Source organism: Oryzomicrobium sp., assembly GCF_036820405.1.
In the GTDB taxonomy this organism is placed as follows: Bacteria; Pseudomonadota; Gammaproteobacteria; order Burkholderiales; family Rhodocyclaceae; genus Oryzomicrobium.
In genome coordinates this window covers 23,623-42,360 of the sequence record NZ_DAISLS010000002.1, presented here as the reverse complement: position 1 = coordinate 42,360, position 18,738 = coordinate 23,623, and the positions used below count along the sequence as shown (strand labels likewise).

Here is an 18,738-nt window from a genome sequence, read left to right as displayed (position 1 = left end):
GGAGGGATGGGTAGGGTCAGCGGGGGCGGCGCACCGCCAGGGGGCGGTTGGCGGTGAGCGCTCCGCCCAGGGCGGCGGCGAACACCAGCAGGGCGCCGGCCAGGGCCGCCAGGGGCAGGGGTGGCAGGGCCGTGGCGGGCTCGGGGATTTTTTCCAGCTTCATGCCGCGAATCGTCGGGGTGTCGGGCACGGTGGCCGGATCGCCAGGATCGGCGGGCTTCTCCACGGGGGTATCACGGGAGGCCGCGTCGTTATTGGCGTTCGGCGGCATAGGCTCGGAGAACGAAGCGGGGCGCGCCTTTCCGAGGCCATAACCTGTGGCGGCTGCCGCCGGGGCACCCACGTAGGCGCGGAAGGTGGCGTTGTCGCTCTTCACGTCGTATTTGGCGGCCAGTTCCCGGTAGGTGGATTTCAGCTCGGCCACGGTTTTGGCGTCGGCCTGCCAATAGCCCTGGCGGGCCGCTTCGAGCATGCGTTCCACGGTCTGGGCCAGGGCGTGGGGATTGTTCCGGGCGAACCAGTCGCGCAGCCCCAGCTGGTGCTTGTCGCGCACGTAGACGTCGGCGAACTCCTGCCACTGGTCGTCGCGCACCACCTCCCGGGCGGTGGCGGTCCAGCCCCAGAAGTTGTTCACGGCGTCGAGCACCTGCAAGGTGCCGGCGTAGCCCTCGGCCATCACGTTCTTGATGTAGCCGGGGTGGAAGTTGCGGGTGGCCAGCTCCTTGGCCAGGAACTCGGCGGCGCCCTCGGCCCGACCGCCGCTGCCATTAGCCCCGCCGGCGCGCAGGTTGCTGATGTACAACTCCGGGGCCTTGCCGTCCAGGTGGCGCACCGCCAGGCCGATGCCGCCCAGGTACTGGAACGGGTCGTCGGTGGTGAGCATGCCGTAGAGGTTGGAAGAGCGGGCCAGCACGGCGCCCTGGGTGCCCTTGAGCTGCTCGGCGTAGAGGTTGATGCCGCGCAGCGATCCCTGCTGGGCCTGGCCCCAGGTGGCCTCGTCCGGGCCGTAGGCGAACTGCATCTTGCGCAGGTACAGCTCGGCCAGCTTGCGGTCGCCCTCGGCCTTGCCCTTCCAGGTGTCGGTGGCCAGGGTGGCGTCGTCCAGGCCGGTGCCGTAGTTGCCGGATTCGGAGGAGAAGATGCGGGTGCGGGCGGCGTTACGCCGTTCCGCCTCGGGCACCCCCTGGCGGGCCAGACGGGCCTCCACCTCCCGGGTGTGGGCGGCCACCGGGTTGTCCGGCTCGTCAGCTGCGGCGGCCAGGGCCACGGCCTTGGCCAGCTGGCGCATGGCGTTGGGGAAATGGTCCCGGTACAGGCCGGTGGCCGACAGCACCACGTCCACCCGGGGGCGGCCGAGCCGTTCCCGGGGGATCAGGCGCACGTCCTCGACCCGGCCGCCGGCGTCCCACACCGGCTCCACCCCCAGGGCGAGCAGGGCCTGGGCTTCCAGGATGCCCTGGTGGCGCATGGTTTCCACCGACCACAACGAGAAGGCCAGTTTGTCCGGGTAGCGCCCGGTCTTTTGCCGGTGCAGGGCGAGCAGGTTGTCCAGGGCCTCCTTGGCGGCGGCGAAGGCGGCCGGGGTGGGCACCCGGGACGGGTCGAAGCCGTACAGGTTGCGCCCGGTGGGCAGAGCCTCCGGGTTCTTGATCGGGTCGCCGCCGTAGGAGGTGGGCAGGTGGCGGCCGGCCAGCACCGTGAGCAGACCGGGGATCTCGTTGCCGGCGGTGAGGTCGCTGGCCAGGGCGCGGCCCCGGTCGAGCAACTCGCGCAGCCGGGCCGGGGCGCCGGCCGGGGGCGGTTCGCCGGCCAGGGCGGCTTCGAGCAGGCGGTAGGGGCGGCTGGCGGCGAGCTGGCGGTAGTCGCCGACGAAGCTCTCTTCCGGGTCGTCGCCGTCGGCCGTGGCCAGTTGCCAGTATTCCTTGCCCAAGGCCAGCACGGCGGTGCCGATGCGGTGCACCGGGGCCGGGGCGGTGCCGAAGGTGTGCAGCCCCACCGGCTGGGCGGTCTGGGCCAGCTCGTGGAGGTGGGCGTGCAGGGTGTCGACGAAGGCCGGGAAGTCGGCGGCGATGCGCGCCGCGCTCCAGCCCAGGTCCTTGTCCACCCGCAGCGCCTGGGCGCGGCGCAGCAGGTCGGCGCGCAGCTTGTCCTTGACCCCGCCTTCGTCCTGCTGCTGCCAGGCGTGCAGCACGTCGTGCAGTTCGTTCACCTCGCCGTGCAGGCCCGCCGGGGCGAAGGTCGGGGTCTGGTGGCTGACGATGACGGCGCGGCCGCGGCGCTTGGCCTGGAGGGATTCGCCGATGTTGTCCACGATGTAGGGGTAGGCCACCGGCACGTCGCCCACGGCGGCCATCGGCCAGTCGAACACCGACAGGCCCCGCTCCTTGCCCGGCAGCCATTCCTGGGTGCCGTGGGTGCCGAAGTGCACCAGGGCGTCGGAGCGCTGCCGCGCCCACAGGTAGGCGGCCAGGTAGAAGTGGGAGGGATGGGCTTCCAGGGAGTGGTAGAGGGCCTTTTCCTTGTCCACCCATTTCTCGCCCCGGGGCGCCTGGGGCAGGATCGCCAGGTTGCCGGCGAGCAGGCGCGGGATGACGAATACCGGCCCTTCCGGGCGCCGCAGCACCATGGCCGACTTTTCCGGCTCGCCCCACTGCCGCGCCAGGGCCTGGCGCTGGGCCTCGGGCAGGGTCGCCAGCCAGCGCCGGTAGTCGGCCACCGGCAGGGTGTCGGCCAGGCCGTCGCGCAGCAGCGAGTCGAGCTGGGCGGCGGTGTCGTCCCGGTAGAAGGGGGCGAGCAGGCGTTGCAGGCTGGCGATCAGCACCGGCTCGGAAAGGGCCTCGGCGCGGTAGCCGGCGTCCTTGAGGCCCTTCAGGGTGGCTTCCAGGCTGCGCGGCAGGTTCATGAACGAGGCCGACAGGTTCTTTTCCCCCGGCGGGTAGTTCCAGACGAATACGGTGACCCGCTTCTCGGCGTTGGCCAGGGTTTGCAGGCGCACCTGCTTCAGGGCCTTGCCCACCACCGCCGCGGCCTGCTCGGGAATCGGCACCACCTGGTCGTCGCCGGCCCGGGTGGCGGCGGCGATCTGGATGTCGGTGACCCCGGCGTACTCGGCCTGGGCCAGGTAGAAGGGCACGTCGGTGAGGCTCACCCCCTGGGGATCGGCGCGCCAGGCGGCGGCGTCGCCCTTGCGGTAGGGCATGGCCTGGACGACCGGGATGCCCAGGGCGGCGAACTCGGCGCGCCGCCCTTCCGGGTTGAGCATGATCTGGGTGTTGATCAGCACGTCGGCCACGGGCCGGCCGGCGGCGCGGGTCATGCGCCGCACTCCGTCCGGGTCCATCACCGGGCCGTAGAAGGGCAGGGCGATGGCGCCGGCAGCCTCGATGTGGCCGATCAGGTCGTCGATGAAGGCGGTCTGCTCGGCGGCGATGTAGCCCTGGTGCAGGGCGATGGCCACCACCGGACGGCCCGGCGCGGCGGGATCGACGCCCTTCCAGCGCAGATAGTCGGCCGGATCGGCGAACACCAGGCCGGGGGCCTTGGGGTGGTAGACGGCGCTCTTGGGAAAGACGATCGGCGCCGCCGCCGCCTTTTCCACGGCGGCCCAGGGCTGGCCCGCCAGATGGGCGGCCAGGGTGGCGAAGAAGCCCTCGAAGTTGGCCCGGCTGCCGTTCACGTAATAGGCGTGCAGGCGCCGGGCCAGCGGATCGGGCAGGCGCTGCCACTGGAGGGCGCTCTCGTGCAACCACAGGGCCGGGGCGTTCAGCCCAGCCAGGGCTTTGGCCAGGCGGGTCTTGGCGAAGTCGCGCAGGTGGTCCCGGGGCGTGTCGAAGAACACCGCGTCGTAGCCGGCGAACAGGCCGGCGTCGGCCTCCGCCGGCAGCTTTTCGACGAAGCGGCTGTCGGCGGCGATGCCGTACCGGCGGGCCAGGGGGGCGAGCATCTGGAACTTGCCGGCGGGCACCGGGCTGGTGGCGAGGAACAGCACCCGGTGGGCGGGGGCTACGGCCGGAGTCGGGGTAGGGGCGTCGGCCGCCGTGGCGGCCCCGGGGGCCAGGAGCGGCAGGGCCAGCAGGGTGGCCCTGCCCAGGAAGGTCCGGAGGATCGAGAGGGCCTGGAGGGCCAGGACGGGACCGGGCCGGACAGGTGCGCGGCGTGGATCGTGGCAAGCGGCGGCGCCGGCCGGCGCGGGAGGGGCGGCAAGGCCCGGGAAGGGCGGAAGGGCAGGGTCCATCGCATGGCGGGACCGCCCGTGGGCGGCCCCCAGTCCTCGGCTGATTCCTGCCGCCGCGGCGGGATGTGCGCCCAGTCGCCGGCCCGGAACGGGCGGCCCCGGGGATGAACGGAGCCGGCGGCGCCGGATCGACCGGAAACCGGGCGGCCCGACGGGCGGGGCGCGTGGATGCTGCGGCGAGGGGCGACCCGATGCGCGGGGCGGTGGGGTCGAAAAGGAGGGCTGGCTGCCGACGCCGGCACCGCCGAGAGGGGGAGCGGCGGGCGAGTGGGTTGCTGGCGCAAGGCCTCCGGGCTCACGGCCCAGGACGGCGGTACTGCAACGGAAACGGGACGGTGCTGCGGGGCTGCCCGGGGGGCGGCCGGATGGCTGGCGTGACGGTGGACCGTGCTGGCTGGCTGGACGGATCAGGCGCGGAGCCTGGCCGGAGGCGGCGGGTGTTACCTGGCCGTTACTTGGTCAGGATCAGCTTGTTTTCCCGCGTCAGGCGCAGGATGTAGGACTGGCCGGCGTGCTCGATGCGCACCGTGTTGCTGCCTTGGAACAGCTGGCTGCTGGACAGGACCGGGGCCACGGCCGGGGCGCCGTGGGCGCCCCCGGCCTGGGAGGCCCGGCTGCCAGCCGCGCAGTCGTTAGCGGTGGTTGCCATGGGTGTCTCCGGGGAGGGTGATGAAACCGAGTTTGACCAGTCCGGCTTCCCGGGCGGCGCCCATCACCTCGGCGACGCGCTGGTAGCGGGTCTCCCGGTCGGCGGACAGGTGCAGCTCGGGCTGGGGGGTCTGGGTGGCGGCCGAGGCCATGCGCGAACGCATCTCGGCGTCGTCCACCGGCTGGTCGTTCCAGTACAGCTTGCCGGCGCCGTCCAGGGCGACCCGCACCGTTTCCGGCTTGGCGTCGGTGGGCTGGGCGGCCACGTTGGGCAGGTCTACCTTGATCGCCTGGGTCATCAGCGGCGCGGTGACGATGAAGATGATCAGCAGCACCAGCATCACGTCCACCAGCGGCGTGGTGTTGATTTCCGCCATGGGGGCCTTGCTGCCCCCGGAAAACGAGCCGAAGGCCATTTACGCGGCCTCCGCCAGGGGACGGCCGGCGGCGTTGGCCGGGGCGCTGTGGCTGGCACCGGTGTGGGGCTCGCCGCCGGAGAGGGGCTTGCCGGTGGTGAAGAAAGCGTGCAGGTCGTGGGCGAAGGCGTCCAGGTCGGCCTCGATGACGCGCACGGCGCGGGTCAGGGCGTTGTAGGCGAGCACCGCGGGAATGGCCACGAACAGGCCGGCGGCGGTCATGATCAAGGCCTCGCCCACCGGGCCGGCGACCTTGTCCAGGCTGGCCTGGCCGGTGGCGCCGATCATCGCCAGGGCGTGGTAGATGCCCCACACGGTGCCGAACAGGCCGATGAAGGGGGCGGTGGAGCCCACCGAGGCCAGCAGGGTCAGGCCGTTTTCGAGGCGGGCGCTGGTCTGGGTCAGGCCGGAGCGCAGGGCCTGGGTGATGAACTCGGCGCCGGACAGGCTGGCGGCCAGGGAGCCCGTGCCGTGGTGGCGCTGGTAGTGGTTGGCGGCCTGGTCGGCGCGGCGGGCCAGCAGGGCGAAGGCCCGGGCGTTGCCGGCTTCCAGTTCGGCGATGGCGGCAGGCACGCTGCGCGCCTGCCAGAAGGCGGCCAGGGCAGGCGTGGTGGCGCGGCGCAGGTTCCAGACGCGCCAGCCCTTGGCCAGGATGACGGTCCAACTGCCCACCGAGAGCAGCACCAGCAGCACAGCCACGGCGTGAGAGACAAAATCGCCGGCCGCCCAGAAGCTGGCCAGGTTCATGTGGGTTTCAGGCTGCATCTCAATTCTCCAAACTGAAAGTGATCGGTATTTGCACCCAGGCGGCGACCAGCTCGCCGCCCTGGCGGGCAGGAACGAATTTCCACTTGCGCACCGCGTCGAGGGCGGCGTTGTCCAGGCGGGTACTGCCGGAAGAGGTTTTCACCACGACGTCGTCGGCGCTGCCGCTGGGCAGCACGTGGGCGCGCAACATCACCTTGCCCTGCTCGCCCATGCGCCGCGACAGGGGCGGGTAGGCGGGGGCCGGGTTGCTCAGGTAGTCGGCGTCGAAGCGCGGCGCGGTCACCGGCGCAGGCGTGCCGGAGGGGGCGCTGTGGGTGGCCGGCGCCGCGGCCGACGGGGCGGCGGGGGTAGCCGGGGCCGAGGGCTGCGGCGCGGCGGCGATGGGGGAAGGGGCGGGCACCACCGGCGCCGGGGCCGGCGTGGGCTTGGCCGGGGTCGGCTTGACCACCGGCTTGGGCTCGGGCTTGGCGGCGGGCAGGGGTGCCGGCGGCGTGGGGGCCGTTGGGGCGGGCGGCAGGATCGACACCATCAGCGGCGCCGGCGGTTCGATAGGGGCCGGCGCCGGGGCCAGCAGGATGGCGGCGGCGATTGCACCGTGGGCCGCCAGGGCGGCGGCGATCCAGCCCAGATTGGTGCCGCGCCACAGCCTGTCGCCGTCGATGACGGAATACGGCAGGGGGGCGGAAGCGGGCAGTGCGGCGGTAGCGGTCATGGCAACCCGGCTGGGGTGGAATAAATAAGAACGGTTCGCATTATCGAATTCACCTGACAAGTTGTCAAGAAATGTTACGACCTGCCTACGCTAAGGGGCGCGGGCGATTTCGGCCTTGATACAGGTGGCCTTTTACTCTCCCCCGGGGTCCTTGCCCTGCGACCTGTTGTCGCAGGGCAAGGGCGGGGCGGCGCAGGGGCGCTTCAAGCGAAAAAAAGCCCCGCCGGAACGGGGGCGGGGCAAAGGACGATACCGGCGTGCCGGCATCGCGAGGCAGGCCGGTCGGAGGCTCAGAAGTCCAGGGCCAGGGACACCATGGCGTTGCGTCCGGGTTGGGTATAGAACTCGGGAGCCTGGTCGCTGGCGAGCAGGCCGCTGCGGCGCACGTCGTTCCACAGCCAGTACTTCTTGTCGAACAGGTTGTTCACCGCCACGTTGATGCGGGCCGTCTTGTGGAACTGCCAGTAGGCCGACAGGTCGGTGACACCGTAGCCCGGGGTGCGGAAGTAGGCCTGGCCGGTGCCGGCGCTGCTGTCGTCCACCCGGTCCTTGCGCCAGGCGGCACGGAAGCGGGCTTCCAGGCCGACGGTGGCGGTGGGGGTCCACTGGGCGCTCAGGGTCAGGCGGCGCGGTTCGATCGAGTTGATGGGCCGGTCGGTGTCCTGGTCGGTGCCGCTGGCATAGGCGAAGGCCCCGTTCAGGCGTAGTTCCTTGAGAGGTTGCCAGTAGCCGCGCAGCTCGAAGCCGCGGATGGTGACCTGGCTCAGGTTCTGGTACTGGTAGGTGGCGGCGCTGCCCGGGATGTAGGCCGGGTTGCTGGCACTGATCTTGATGTTGTCGATGAAGTTGCGGTAGCGGTTGTGGAACACCGCCACCTGGCCGCCGGCGGTGGCACCCGCCACCTTCAGGCCCAGTTCCACGCTCTTGCTGGTTTCCGGCTCCAGGTTCGGGTTGCCCACCGAGCCGTAGTTCTGGGAGCCGTTGTAGAAGAAGCGGTTCACCTCCTGGTAGTTGGGCGGGCGGAAGCCCTCGGCGTACTGGCCGTAGACGTTCCAGCCCTGCATCACTTCGAAGCTGGCGGCGAACTTGGACGAGACTTTCGAGCCACTCTTGTCCACCGCCCGGTAGCCGGGCTTGGTGACGTAGAGCGGATCGCTTTCGGGCGTCAGGCTGTAGTGGTCGTAGCGGATGCCCGGGGTGAGGCGCAGGCGGTTGTCCAGGAAACGCAACTCGTCCTGGGCGAACAGGCCCAGGCTGTCGGCGTGGCCCTTGGGATAGTCGGTGCTCGGGTAGCTGTCGCCGAGCAGCGTTTTGTTCTGCACGCCGGTGGCCAGGTTGGTCCAGGTGGCGTCCTTCTTCTCGGCGGTACGGGCGCGCATCCAGTCGGCGCCCCAGGTGATCGACTGGGGCGTCAGCCAGGTGGCTTCCTTTTCCATCACCAGGCTGGCGCCGCTGCGGGTCTGCTCGAAGTCGAAGCGCTGGTCGAGCAGGCAGTTGGCGGCGCCGGGGGTAGAGGCCGAGCAACTGGCGCTGGTGTTGGTGCGCCACACCTTGTTGCGGTTGGTGGTTTCCTGGGTCTGGGTGTACAGCTTGAGGCCGAGCCGGTCGAACAGGGCGGTGTTGGTGGGCAGCCAGTCGTAGTCGAGGGCAACCCGGTTGCGCGCGATGCTGTCGTCCCCCAGGTTGCGGGTGATGCGGCTCAGGTTGTTGGGGCTGCCCGGGCTGACGTTGCTGACCCGGCGCACGTCGGTCTTGACCTCGGTATCGCGGTTTTCCAGGGTCAGCTTGAAGCGGTGGTTGGCGTTGAGCCGGTAGGCGAGCTTGGCCAGGATGTCGGTGGTGTCGTAGTCCTGGGGGTTGGCGCTGCTGCGCAGCATGCCCGAGCCGTTGAGGTAGGGCTTGTCCGGGCTGTCGCTCTTGTTCTCGATCTCGTGGCCGCTGCGGTGGGACACCATCAGCAGGCCCTTCAGGTCGCCGCCGTCGATGGCGCCGTAGCCAAGCTGGCTGGTACTGCGGTCGGCGCTGAAGTAGGCGGCCTTGCCGCCCACGGCGTAGGGCCGGCCCTTGAGCAGGTCGTCCGGATCGAGGGTGAGGAAGCCCACCACGCCGCCCAGGGCGTCGGAGCCGTAGAGGCTGGAGCCGGGGCCGCGCACGATCTCGATGCGCTTGAGGAAGTCCGGGTCGGGCACGTCCCGGTTGCTGGCGTCGTAGTTGGTGGTGCCGGGGGAGCGGAAATCGGCGGAACGGACGCCGTCGATCAGCATCAGCACCCGGTTGTCCTCGATGCCGCGGATGTTGATGTTGCCGCTGCCGAAGCGGCGGGTGTCGGCGGGCATGGCCACGTCCGGCTCGTCGGCTAGGGCGTCGGCGATGGTGCGGGTGCCGCGTCGGTCCAGATCGTCCCGGTCCACCGTGGTGACGGTACCGGGAATGAGGTCGGTGGCCTGTTGGGAGCGGGTGGCGGTGACCACCACTTCCTTGAGGGGCGCGGCGCCGTCCGCCAGGGCGGGGGCGGGGGGCAGGGCGAACGCGGCGAGCGCCAGGGCCAGCCGGCGCGGTCGGAAAGGCAGGGGGGGCATGCGAGGCTCCGGTGAAAAGGGCTCGCTACCTTTCGCCGCGGGGTTGGCGCGGATGTGGTGGGTGGCTGGCGTTGTTGTTTATATGAGAACGATTCTTATTATAAGGATTGCCGCAGCCGGGTCAATCCGCCGCGAGATCGCTCCAACGCGCCGCAGGCGGCGACGTTATAATTACGGGCTGTCCAAAATTCAACGACCACTTTCAACGCAATCGGGAGCTTCACGCATGAACGTCAACGCCCTGTCCGCCGGCAAGGACCTGCCCAACGATATCAACGTGGTGATCGAAATCCCCGCCAACCAGCCCGGCATCAAGTTCGAGCTGGACAAGGATTCCGGCGCCATCGTGGTGGACCGGTTCATGGCCACCCCCATGCACTACCCCTGCAACTACGGCTTCGTGCCCAACACCCTGTCCGACGACGGCGATCCCACCGACGTGCTGGTGGTGGCCCCGGTGGCCCTGCCGGCCGGCTCCGTGATCCGCTGCCGTCCCGTGGGCGTGCTGCAGATGGAAGACGAAGCGGGCATGGACGCCAAGGTGGTGGCGGTTCCCCACTCCAAGCTGACCCCGCTGTACGACAACGTGAAGAGCATCAACGACCTGCCCGAGCTGCTGATCAAGCAGATCACCCACTTCTTCGAGCACTACAAGGATCTGGAACCGGGCAAGTGGGTCAAGGTCTCCGGCTGGGGCGACGTGGACGCCGCCCGCGCCGAGATCGTTGCCAGCGCCGCCCGCGCCCAGGCCAAGTAAGCCGATCCTGGCACCGTAGCCGGCCAGCGGCCGGCGATTCGGCATACAATCGGCGGGGCCGCCGGAGTCGCAAGACCCGGTGGCCCTTTTCATTGCCGGCGCCGTGCGCGCCGGCCCGCTCCCGCATCCTTCGCCTTCGTTTCCGCACTCCGCCATGGCCACCCTCCGCCTTGCCATCGCCCAGCTCAACGTCACCCTGGGCGACCTGCCCGGCAACGTCCAGCGCATCCTCGACGCCGCCCGCCGCGCCGCCGACCGGGGCGTCCGCCTGCTGCTGACCCCCGAGCTTTCCCTGACCGGCTACCCACCCGAGGACCTGCTGCTGCGCCCGGACTTCTACCGGGCCTGCGACCGGGCCATGGCCGATCTGGCCGCCGGCCTGCCCGAAGGCGTGGCGGTGGTGGTGGGCCACCCGGTGGAGGTGCGGGGCTTCCGCTTCAACGCCGCCTCGGTGGCTGAGCGCGGCGGCCTGCGCGCCACCTACCTCAAGCGCCGCCTGCCCAACAGCGAGGTGTTCGACGAGGTGCGCTACTTCACCCCCGGCGAAGGCCCCCTGGTGGCCGACATCGATGGGGTCAAGGTGGGCCTGGCGATCTGCGAGGACGTGTGGGCCCCGGGCCCCTGCGCCGATCTGGCCGCCGCCGGGGCCGAGCTGATCCTGGTGCCCAACGCCTCGCCCTACCACCTGGGCAAGGGCGCCGAGCGCCTCGACGTGCTCGCCGCCCGGGCCCGGGAAACCGGCCTGCCCCTGGTCTACGCCAATCTGGTGGGCGGCCAGGACGAGCTGGTGTTCGACGGCGGCTCCTGGGCCGTCCAGGCCGACGGCACCCCGGCGGCCCGGGCGCCCCAGTTCGAGGAAGACCTGCTGGTGCTCGACTACGCCGACGGCCGCCTGGCCGGCCCTGCCCCCCTGCCCGACCTGGGCATCGAGGAAGAGGCCTACCTGGCCCTGGTGCTCGGCGTGCGCGACTACTTGGGCAAGAACGGCTTTCCCGGCGCCATCATCGGCCTGTCCGGCGGCATCGACTCGGCCCTGACCCTGTGCGTGGCGGTGGACGCCCTGGGAGCGGACAAGGTGCGGGCGGTGATGATGCCCTCGCCCTACACCGCCGACATCAGCCTGGACGATTCCCGTGCCCTGGTGCGCACCCTGGGGGTGCAGTACGACGAGATTCCCATCGCCCCGGCCATGGCCACCATGGAAGGTCTGCTGGCGCCGCTGTTCGCCGGCCTGCCGGCGGACACCACCGAGGAGAACATCCAGGCGCGCATCCGCGGCAACTTGCTGATGGCCCTGTCCAACAAGACCGGCCGCCTGGTGCTGACCACCGGCAACAAGTCGGAGATGGCGGTGGGCTACTGCACCCTCTACGGCGACATGGCCGGCGGCTTCGCCGTCATCAAGGACATCGCCAAGACCCTGGTGTACCGCATCTGCCGCTGGATCAACCGGGACGGGGAGATCATCCCCGAGCGCATCATCACCCGGCCGCCCTCCGCCGAGCTCAAGCCCGGCCAGGTGGACCAGGATTCCCTGCCGCCCTACGACGTGCTCGACGCCATCATGGAAGCCTACGTGGAGCAGAACCGCTCCCCCCGGGAAATCATCGCCCAGGGCTTTGCCGAGGCCGACGTGCGCCGGGTGGTGCGCCTGCTCAAGATCGCCGAATACAAGCGCCGCCAGGCCCCTATCGGCATCCGGGTGACCCGGCGTGGCTTCGGCAAGGACTGGCGCGTGCCCATCACCAACCGTTATGCTGACGAATACTAGAATTCAAATGCACGCCCCGAGGGGGCACCGAGGAACTCACCATGAAAAAAGTTGAAGCCATCATCAAACCCTTCAAGCTCGACGAAGTGCGCGAAGGCCTGTCCGAAATCGGCGTCACCGGCTTGACCGTCACCGAGGTCAAGGGCTTCGGCCGGCAGAAGGGCCACACCGAGCTGTACCGCGGCGCCGAGTACGTGGTCGACTTCCTGCCCAAGATCAAGGTCGAGATCGTGGTCGCCGACAGCCAGGTGGATTCGGTCATCGAATCCATCATCAAGGCCTCCCGCACCGGCAAGATCGGCGACGGCAAGATCTTCGTCACCCCGGTGGAGCAGGTGGTGCGCATCCGCACCGGCGAGACCGACGAGGCCGCCGTCTGAGCGTCTGATTGCCGACCATCCGATGCATCCGCCGGCACAGCCCGGCGTGCCACGACGCCCCGCTTGCCGGGGCGTCGGCGTTTTGGCTTTGCGCGTTTTCCCGGCGTCTAGCAGCCGAGGGAAAAACGGGCATCGCTCAATTCCTTCCGCCGCGTCGTCCAATGATCCCCTGCCGTCGCCGAGTGGGGCTGGCGCAGGATGGCATCGACCCGGGTGATGTCCTGGGCCAGGGCCTCGCACTGGGCCGCTTTTCCGTCCACGGCCGCGGTCCGCATGGCTGTCGGTTCCGGGTAGGCATGGCGGGCTTCCCGCTCCGCCGCCATGGCGGCCACCCGCTGCCGGAGCCGTTCCACCTCGGCCTGGGCGGCTGCCGGATCGGCGGCGCCGGTGTGGCGCTCCACCGCGACCAGCTGTTCACCGGCCCGGCAGCCCTGGTCCCGGTAGGCATTCCCCTGGGGGCCACGGCACTTGTACAGCTGGGGGACGGTCGGGGCGGCGGCTTGCGGTGCAGGCGCCGCTGGGCGGGCCGTTGGCGTCGCAGCAGCCGATGCGGGCTGGGGAACGGGGCCCGGCCCCGGTGCCGGGCCCCGTTCCCCGTGGACCACCAGCAGGACCGCGCCGCCCATGACGGCGGCAGCGAGCAAAAACGACAGGGCGAGGGTGCGCGGCGATTCCATGGGATTAGGCATCGTGGTTATGCTCGGAGTATAAAACGTACCCGATTTGGAACGGCCGTGCCCGGCCGGGGTCTGTCCTAGTCCGATGTTTTCCGCAGCCCTTGCCGCCGGAGCCGGCGGCCCACGTTCAAGGAGTGTGTCATGAAGCGATCCACCCTCATTGCCTGTTCCCTGGTTGCCGCCATTACTGCGGCCTGCGCCTCCACCCCCCCGGACGGCGGCGCCCGGGCTGCCCTGGAGGCCCGGTCCGGCAGCAACGTGGCCGGCGAGGTGCTGTTCTCCCCGATCCCCGGCGGCCTGCGGGTCGAAGTGCGGGCCACCGGCCTGACCCCGGGCGAGCACGGCTTCCACGTCCACGAGGTGGGCGACTGCTCGACCCCGGACGCCATGAGCGCCAAGGGCCACTTCAACCCGACCGGCAAGCCCCACGGCCACTACGGCATGGGCGAGTACCATGTCGGGGATATCCCCAACCTGGTGGCCGACGGCAACGGCGTGGTCCGCCAGCGCATGGACATCATGGGCATCGCCCTGGACGGCCCCAACAGCGTCCTCGGCCGGGCCGTGATCATCCACGCCGACGCGGACGACTACAAAACCCAGCCCGCCGGCAACTCCGGCAAGCGGGTGGCCTGCGGCGTGATCCGCTGACCGTCCGCGCCGCCCCGCCCGCCACCGACCAGGAGACCCGATGAATCGACCCGTGTTCGCCGTATCCGCCGCCCTCGCCAGCCTGTTCATCGTCTTGTCCGCCCTGTTTCCCAGGCGCGCGGCCCGGGCGGTGGCCTGGGTCCAGGACGGGATACTGAGCGACTTCGGGTGGTTCTACATCCTGGCGGTGGCGCTCCTGCTGCTGTTCGTCGTCGTCCTGCTCTTTTCGCCCTACGGCCGTATCCGCCTGGGCCACGACGGCGACGAGCCGGAGTACAGCTACCCGACCTGGTTCGCCATGCTGTTCTCCGCCGGCATGGGCATCGGCCTGCTCTTCTACGGCGTGGCCGAGCCGGTGCAGCATTTCGTCGCGCCCCTGGGGGCGGCCGGCGGCACGGTGGAGGCGGCCAAGGCCGCCTTCGTCACCACGCTTTTCCACTGGGGGCTGCACGCCTGGGGCATCTACGTGGTGGTGGGGTTGGCCCTGGCCTATTTCGCCTACCGCCACGACCTGCCGCTCACCATCCGCTCGACCCTGCTGCCCCTGCTCGGCGACCGCATCCACGGCCCCCTGGGCCATGCTGCCGATACCCTGGCGGTGCTCGGCACCCTGTTCGGCCTGGCCACCTCCTTGGGCTTCGGCGCCCTCCAGGCCAATGCCGGCCTGGCCTACCTGGGGGTGGCGGACAACGGCCTGCCCCAGCAGCTGGCGCTGATCGGCCTGATCACCCTGGCCGCCACCGCCTCGGTGGCCAGCGGCCTGGACCGGGGCGTGCGCCGCCTGTCGGAACTCAACCTGCTGCTCGCCCTGTTGCTGCTGCTCTTCGTCTTCATTGTCGGCCCCAGCGTCTTCCTGTTGTCCACCTTCGTCGAGGGAGTGGGCAACTACCTGTCCCAGATCGTTGGCCTGAGCTTCCGCACCACCGCCTTCCGCGGCGTCGAGTGGCAGAAGAGCTGGACCATGTTCTACTGGGGCTGGTGGGTGTCCTGGGCGCCCTTCGTCGGCATGTTCATCGCCCGCATTTCCCGGGGGCGCACCCTGCGCGAATTCGTCGCCGGGGTGCTGTTTGTCCCGGCCCTGTTCAACGCCCTGTGGTTCACCGTGTTCGGCAACACCGCCCTGCACAGCGAACTGTTCGGCCCCGGCGGCATCGCCGAGGTGGTGGCCCGGGACATGCCGGCGGCCCTGTTTACCCTGCTCGACCAACTCCCCTGGGCGGGGCTGACCACGGCCCTGGCCACCGTTCTGGTGGTCACCTTCTTCATCACCTCGGCCGATTCCGGCGCCCTGGTGATCGACATCCTGGCCCATGGCGGCGACCCCACGCCGCCCCTGTGGAGCCGCATCTTCTGGGCCCTGTCTGCCGGCGGGGTGGCGGCGGTGCTGCTGGTGGCGGGCGGACTCCAGGCCTTGCAGACGGCGGCCATCGTCATGGCCCTGCCCTTTTTGCTGATCATGATCGCCATGGCCGCCTCGCTGCTGCGCGCCCTGCGTGCCGATCCGGGCCAGGACCAGGCCGAATCCGGCCCAGCCCTGGTCCCGGCGGCGGATTTCGCCCTGCCGGTGAGCGAGGACGCCGGCCCCGGCGACGACTGGCGCGCCCGTTTGGCCGAAGTGGTGGGCCGCCCCGGCCGGGCCAGGGAAGGCGCCGCCTCCCCCCGGGAGCGCACCCGGCGCGAACTGCGCGACTTCATCGCCGCCACGGCGGTGCCCGCCTTCGCCCAGATCCAGGGCGAACTGGCGCGCCACGGCCGCCGCGTGGCGGTGGACCGGCATCCCTACCACGTGCGGGTGGCGGTGCTGTCCGGCGACGGACGGGAATTCGTCTATACCCTGCGCGCCCGGGCGGACGCCTATGGCGCCTTCCGCATGGCCGACGCCGCCGACGGCGCGGGCCGCCAGGAACCGTCCCGGGCCGAGGTGGTGCTGGTGGGCGGCGTGCGCAAGTCCCTTCCCCTGTCCCACTGCACCCGGGAGCGGCTGATCGGCGACTTCATCGCCGAATACGCCAAGTGGCTGGGGTGGTAGGCCGGCGCGTGCTGGAATGGGGAGAAATAGGGAGAAATGGGGGAGAGGGGCCTTGTTGCATGTGGCGCTCATCACAACATGGCCGCCGACAACTCGGTGCAGTCCGGGGGTGGGGGAAGGAAGCGGGGTGAGTCTGGCGTGTAGGAATGCAGGTGCTAACCGTCAGTCGGGAAGACGATTCGTGCATTTACGCCGACCTCTTTGAGCAGATACAAAAGTCCGCCTCCATCGATAAGCTCAATCGGTTTGTCCTTCGAGAACTCGAAGGCGTCCTGCCCATAACCACTGGTTGCTACCAGGATTCCCTTGTTGGCGCCTTCGTTCAGCATCGTGCCGTAAAGGTCCCGGACGGCCGATACATCCACCGTATTCCGATAGCGCTTGCACTGGATGACGACTTTGCCGCCGAGGACCGGGCGCGCATCGAACGCCACCGCATCTACGCCACCGTCCCGCGATGATCTGGTTTGCTTGGTTTCGAGGCCCATGCGATCAAATAAATTGCTCACCAGGTTTTCGAACTCAAACGGCGACAAGTCCATGAGGTTGGGACGCGCTTCGAGGTCGGCCAGTACATCGCTCTGCTCGACGAACCGCTTGTCAATCCTGTTGAAGTCGACAATCGGCTTTACCGCTTGCAGTTCATCGGGGCGGGGCGACACGTTGGCGCCAAGATTCCGCAAGCAGGCCTTCTTGTCGATTCGGGCCAAGTCGATGCCTAGAAAAGTCTCCTTGGTCGCCCGAACCGAAATCAGGTGGGAGGTCATATCCTTGCCGGTAGCCGGATTCACGCCGTGTACGAATCCGTTGAATACCGCTACCTGAACACAATCCATTTGATCCGCTTCGAAAATTTCGTGGATGGTTCGTAAGGCAACCGACGCGACGACGTCCTGATACAAATCTTTGATGTCCGCCTTTTTTCTGGGTTTGCCATTAATCGAGTCAGATGACTTCACATACTTGTAGGAATCTGCCTCAGGGACAATGGCGACCGGCGGCAATTCATACTCAACCACAAGCTCCTTCGATTCTGGGACATAAGCCAGGCGAAATTCTTGGGGGAAATTCTCTGGATAGCGCGACTTTTCCAAGACCATAGTGTTGTAGGTCACGATGGCATCCGCTTCTGCGTTGCGGTAGGCATTCTCCAGTTCATCCACTTCCTGGTTTCGCTGCCTTACCTTGGCGAGGAAGAGATCATGGCTGGTCTTGTGTTTCTTCCGCTCGTTGTTTATCGCCGAGGTATGTTTGATGGCAGCATTTTCGTACGCGCTTATTGCCTCGCTGAAGCGCTGCTCTTCGATGAGAAGGGCTTGCTGGTGGCGCTTAGACGCTCCTGGCACCATGCGAGCTACGAACCCGGGTGGTCGAATCGTATTCCGGACGGGCGCTGTAGGTGCCTGAGCGAGGGCGGTGGGTATCGTGAATGCTGGAAAATCGTCTTCCAGCCGTAGATCGTCAAACTGAATTGTGTCGTTGATCGACAGAGTGTGCGCGAGTAAGGCGTTGAGTTCCGAGACCTCGGATGCCAGATCGGCATTCATGTCATCGGTCTCTTCCAGGCGAGCTTCCAGATATCGCTGCTTTGCTTCTCGGGCGTTTGCCGCAGCCTGCCGTGCATTCGCCCTGACCTGGGCAATTTGGGCTCGGTGTGCCCGCCGCGAGGCTGCGTCTGCTTGTCGTTGTGCTCTAGCCGCCTCACGTGCAATCGCGTTGAGTAGACTCACAACACCCGTTCGCCGTCCCATAATCGCTTTTCCATGTGATCTCAATATGCGATTGGGAATATACGGAAAAAAAGCCCCGGAGCGAAAACCCCGGGGCTTGCGAATCAACAACTGAGGTGGAGTTCCAGGCCTGGCGGGCCTAAAGAACGGTTCGCAGTGTATGCGGGCGGCAGCGGCGGCGGGAGTGACCGGTTGCCGCAGGGCAGGATGCCGCAGGCGGTGGAGGAATGAAGGCTGTGGTGGTCGCCTTCAGCCCCGGGGTGCCCGCAGCAGGATCAGCAGGGCGCCTTCGCCGCCATCCTGGGGCTTGGCCTGACAGTAGGCGAGGATTTCCTCGCGCTGGGCCAGCCAGCTGCGCGACAGGTGCTTCAACACCGGCTCCCGGTTGGGGGAGCCCAGGCCCTTGCCGTGGATCAGGCGCAGGCAGCGCCGGCCGGCCTCCAGGCTGTCGGCGAGGAAGCGGCGCAGGGCTTCCCGGGCCTCGTCCCGGGTCAGGCCGTGCAGGTCCAGCTCGGCTTGCACCACCCAGCGGCCGCGGCGCAGGTCGGTGAGCACCTTGCGCGCCAGGCCGTCGCGCAGGAAGGCCGGCTCGATGCCCATGTCCAGTCGGTCCTCGAAGGACAGGGGGGACTCCAGGGCTTCGGCCAGCACCGCCCGCTCGTCCTCCTCGCGCTTGATCGGCCGGGGCGGCGGCAGGGGCTTCTGCACGTCGGCCAACCCCTTGTCCTTGAGCGGGGCCACGGCGCCCACGGCGTGGGCGAAGAGGGCGCCCGGATCGTTGCCGACGCTGGCGGCCAGGTGGTCGTAGATGGCCGCTTCCCCAGATGGGGCGCCATTCTCCAGGGGGGCGTCGCCAAACTCGAGGCCTGGCGCGGCTTTCCGCCCGTCCCGGTCGAAGATCAAGGTGTGGCGCGGGGCTTTGTGGTGGCCGATGTCGGCCCGCCCGGTGTCCTTGAGGGGCGTGACTTCCCCGACCAGGGCGCGGAACAGGTCCGGCGAGTCGTCTGCCGGCAGGGGGCGGGACGGGGCCGGAGTAGGGGAATCCGTTTCCTTGAAGGTCGGCTGGACGATGGGCCGGGGGGCGGGCTTGGCCCGTTCCAGCGCCGCCCGGTTGCGCGCCCGGGCCAGGGCCGGGCTGGCGTCGGTGGCGCCCACGGCGGCGCGGAATAGGGCGGCCGCATCCTCGTCTCCGCCGGAGGCAATGGTTGGGGCCGGACGCGCCGCCGAGGCGGGCTTGGCGGCGGGCGCCTTGGCGGGCGCCGGCTTGCCGCCGCCAGGCTCCTGCGGCGTGGCGGGCAGGCGGCTCTTGAGCTTTTCCAGGGCGGAAAAACCAACGCCCGTCGCAAGACGGGCGTGGTCCTTCGCCGGGTGGCGGTGTTTCGCCAT

General features: G+C 69.3%; 14 protein-coding genes. 5 read left to right on the top strand and 9 right to left on the bottom strand.

Annotation, left to right across the window (positions count from 1 at the left end; translation table 11 throughout):
• Positions 1-16 precede the first annotated feature (16 nt).
• The 6 genes from cobN to V7Z98_RS01655 form a co-directional block, all read right to left on the bottom strand.
• A complete protein-coding gene (cobN, locus tag V7Z98_RS01680; RefSeq protein ID WP_334156756.1) occupies positions 17-4,234 on the bottom strand; it encodes a cobaltochelatase subunit CobN in 4,218 nt (1,405 codons plus the stop codon).
• Positions 4,235-4,685: 451 nt separating this feature from the next.
• Positions 4,686-4,883: a hemin uptake protein HemP gene (gene hemP / locus V7Z98_RS17815; protein WP_293259841.1), complete on the bottom strand. Its 198-nt coding sequence runs from the start codon at positions 4,881-4,883 to the stop codon at positions 4,686-4,688.
• On the bottom strand, positions 4,867-5,298 hold the full coding sequence (locus V7Z98_RS01670) for an ExbD/TolR family protein (RefSeq protein WP_293259844.1): 432 nt from the start codon (positions 5,296-5,298) through the stop codon (positions 4,867-4,869). The genes hemP and V7Z98_RS01670 overlap by 17 nt, the downstream gene beginning before the upstream one ends.
• A complete protein-coding gene (locus tag V7Z98_RS01665) occupies positions 5,299-6,063 on the bottom strand; it encodes a MotA/TolQ/ExbB proton channel family protein (protein ID WP_293259847.1) in 765 nt (254 codons plus the stop codon).
• A 1-nt stretch (position 6,064) separates the two neighbouring features.
• Positions 6,065-6,778, bottom strand: a complete 714-nt coding sequence (locus V7Z98_RS01660; RefSeq protein WP_293259850.1) for an energy transducer TonB — start codon at positions 6,776-6,778, stop codon at positions 6,065-6,067.
• 290 nt (positions 6,779-7,068) lie between these two features.
• The gene (locus V7Z98_RS01655; RefSeq protein ID WP_334156755.1) at positions 7,069-9,357 is read right to left on the bottom strand and encodes a TonB-dependent hemoglobin/transferrin/lactoferrin family receptor; all 2,289 of its coding nucleotides are present in this window, start codon (positions 9,355-9,357) and stop codon (positions 7,069-7,071) included.
• Between the two features lie 226 nt (positions 9,358-9,583).
• Here V7Z98_RS01655 and ppa point away from each other — a divergent pair, with 226 nt between their 5' ends.
• From ppa to V7Z98_RS01640, 3 genes are all read left to right on the top strand, one after another.
• Positions 9,584-10,114, top strand: coding sequence for an inorganic diphosphatase (ppa, locus tag V7Z98_RS01650; protein WP_293259855.1), 531 nt, complete (start codon positions 9,584-9,586; stop codon positions 10,112-10,114).
• Positions 10,115-10,268: 154 nt separating this feature from the next.
• Positions 10,269-11,885 carry an NAD+ synthase gene (locus V7Z98_RS01645; protein ID WP_293259858.1) on the top strand — a complete coding sequence of 539 codons (1,617 nt, stop codon included), beginning with the start codon at positions 10,269-10,271 and terminating at the stop codon, positions 11,883-11,885.
• Positions 11,886-11,926: 41 nt separating this feature from the next.
• On the top strand, positions 11,927-12,265 hold the full coding sequence (locus tag V7Z98_RS01640) for a P-II family nitrogen regulator (RefSeq protein WP_293259861.1): 339 nt from the start codon (positions 11,927-11,929) through the stop codon (positions 12,263-12,265).
• A 107-nt stretch (positions 12,266-12,372) separates the two neighbouring features.
• On the opposite strand, the gene V7Z98_RS01635 is transcribed toward V7Z98_RS01640, so the two are convergent.
• Complete coding sequence (locus V7Z98_RS01635) at positions 12,373-12,954, bottom strand: hypothetical protein (RefSeq protein ID WP_334156754.1); 582 nt, start codon at positions 12,952-12,954, stop codon at positions 12,373-12,375.
• Positions 12,955-13,083: 129 nt separating this feature from the next.
• Here V7Z98_RS01635 and V7Z98_RS01630 point away from each other — a divergent pair, with 129 nt between their 5' ends.
• Together V7Z98_RS01630 and V7Z98_RS01625 are read left to right on the top strand one after the other, a co-directional pair.
• Positions 13,084-13,593, top strand: coding sequence for a superoxide dismutase family protein (locus V7Z98_RS01630; protein WP_293259867.1), 510 nt, complete (start codon positions 13,084-13,086; stop codon positions 13,591-13,593).
• A gap of 40 nt (positions 13,594-13,633) precedes the next feature.
• Complete coding sequence (locus V7Z98_RS01625; RefSeq protein ID WP_334156753.1) at positions 13,634-15,622, top strand: BCCT family transporter; 1,989 nt, start codon at positions 13,634-13,636, stop codon at positions 15,620-15,622.
• Positions 15,623-15,777: 155 nt separating this feature from the next.
• On the opposite strand, the gene V7Z98_RS01620 is transcribed toward V7Z98_RS01625, so the two are convergent.
• Both V7Z98_RS01620 and V7Z98_RS01615 read right to left on the bottom strand, forming a co-directional pair.
• Positions 15,778-17,169, bottom strand: coding sequence for a restriction endonuclease (locus V7Z98_RS01620; RefSeq protein WP_334156752.1), 1,392 nt, complete (start codon positions 17,167-17,169; stop codon positions 15,778-15,780).
• Between the two features lie 432 nt (positions 17,170-17,601).
• Positions 17,602-18,738 carry a Smr/MutS family protein gene (locus tag V7Z98_RS01615; protein WP_334156751.1) on the bottom strand — a complete coding sequence of 379 codons (1,137 nt, stop codon included), beginning with the start codon at positions 18,736-18,738 and terminating at the stop codon, positions 17,602-17,604.

What these genes read in the sequence shown, in the direction of transcription:
- V7Z98_RS01640 (WP_293259861.1), top strand. Translation starts at nt 11,927, where the DNA reads ATGAAAAAAGTTGAAGCCATCATCAAACCCTTCAAGCTCGACGAAGTG.
- V7Z98_RS01655 (WP_334156755.1), bottom strand. Translation starts at nt 9,357, where the DNA reads ATGCCCCCCCTGCCTTTCCGACCGCGCCGGCTGGCCCTGGCGCTCGCC.
- V7Z98_RS01625 (WP_334156753.1), top strand. Translation starts at nt 13,634, where the DNA reads ATGAATCGACCCGTGTTCGCCGTATCCGCCGCCCTCGCCAGCCTGTTC.
- V7Z98_RS01660 (WP_293259850.1), bottom strand. Translation starts at nt 6,778, where the DNA reads ATGACCGCTACCGCCGCACTGCCCGCTTCCGCCCCCCTGCCGTATTCC.
- V7Z98_RS01615 (WP_334156751.1), bottom strand. Translation starts at nt 18,738, where the DNA reads ATGGCGAAACACCGCCACCCGGCGAAGGACCACGCCCGTCTTGCGACG.
- V7Z98_RS01670 (WP_293259844.1), bottom strand. Translation starts at nt 5,298, where the DNA reads ATGGCCTTCGGCTCGTTTTCCGGGGGCAGCAAGGCCCCCATGGCGGAA.
- V7Z98_RS01620 (WP_334156752.1), bottom strand. Translation starts at nt 17,169, where the DNA reads ATGAATGCCGATCTGGCATCCGAGGTCTCGGAACTCAACGCCTTACTC.
- V7Z98_RS01630 (WP_293259867.1), top strand. Translation starts at nt 13,084, where the DNA reads ATGAAGCGATCCACCCTCATTGCCTGTTCCCTGGTTGCCGCCATTACT.
- V7Z98_RS01635 (WP_334156754.1), bottom strand. Translation starts at nt 12,954, where the DNA reads ATGCCTAATCCCATGGAATCGCCGCGCACCCTCGCCCTGTCGTTTTTG.
- ppa (WP_293259855.1), top strand. Translation starts at nt 9,584, where the DNA reads ATGAACGTCAACGCCCTGTCCGCCGGCAAGGACCTGCCCAACGATATC.
- cobN (WP_334156756.1), bottom strand. Translation starts at nt 4,234, where the DNA reads ATGGACCCTGCCCTTCCGCCCTTCCCGGGCCTTGCCGCCCCTCCCGCG.
- hemP (WP_293259841.1), bottom strand. Translation starts at nt 4,883, where the DNA reads ATGGCAACCACCGCTAACGACTGCGCGGCTGGCAGCCGGGCCTCCCAG.
- V7Z98_RS01665 (WP_293259847.1), bottom strand. Translation starts at nt 6,063, where the DNA reads ATGCAGCCTGAAACCCACATGAACCTGGCCAGCTTCTGGGCGGCCGGC.
- V7Z98_RS01645 (WP_293259858.1), top strand. Translation starts at nt 10,269, where the DNA reads ATGGCCACCCTCCGCCTTGCCATCGCCCAGCTCAACGTCACCCTGGGC.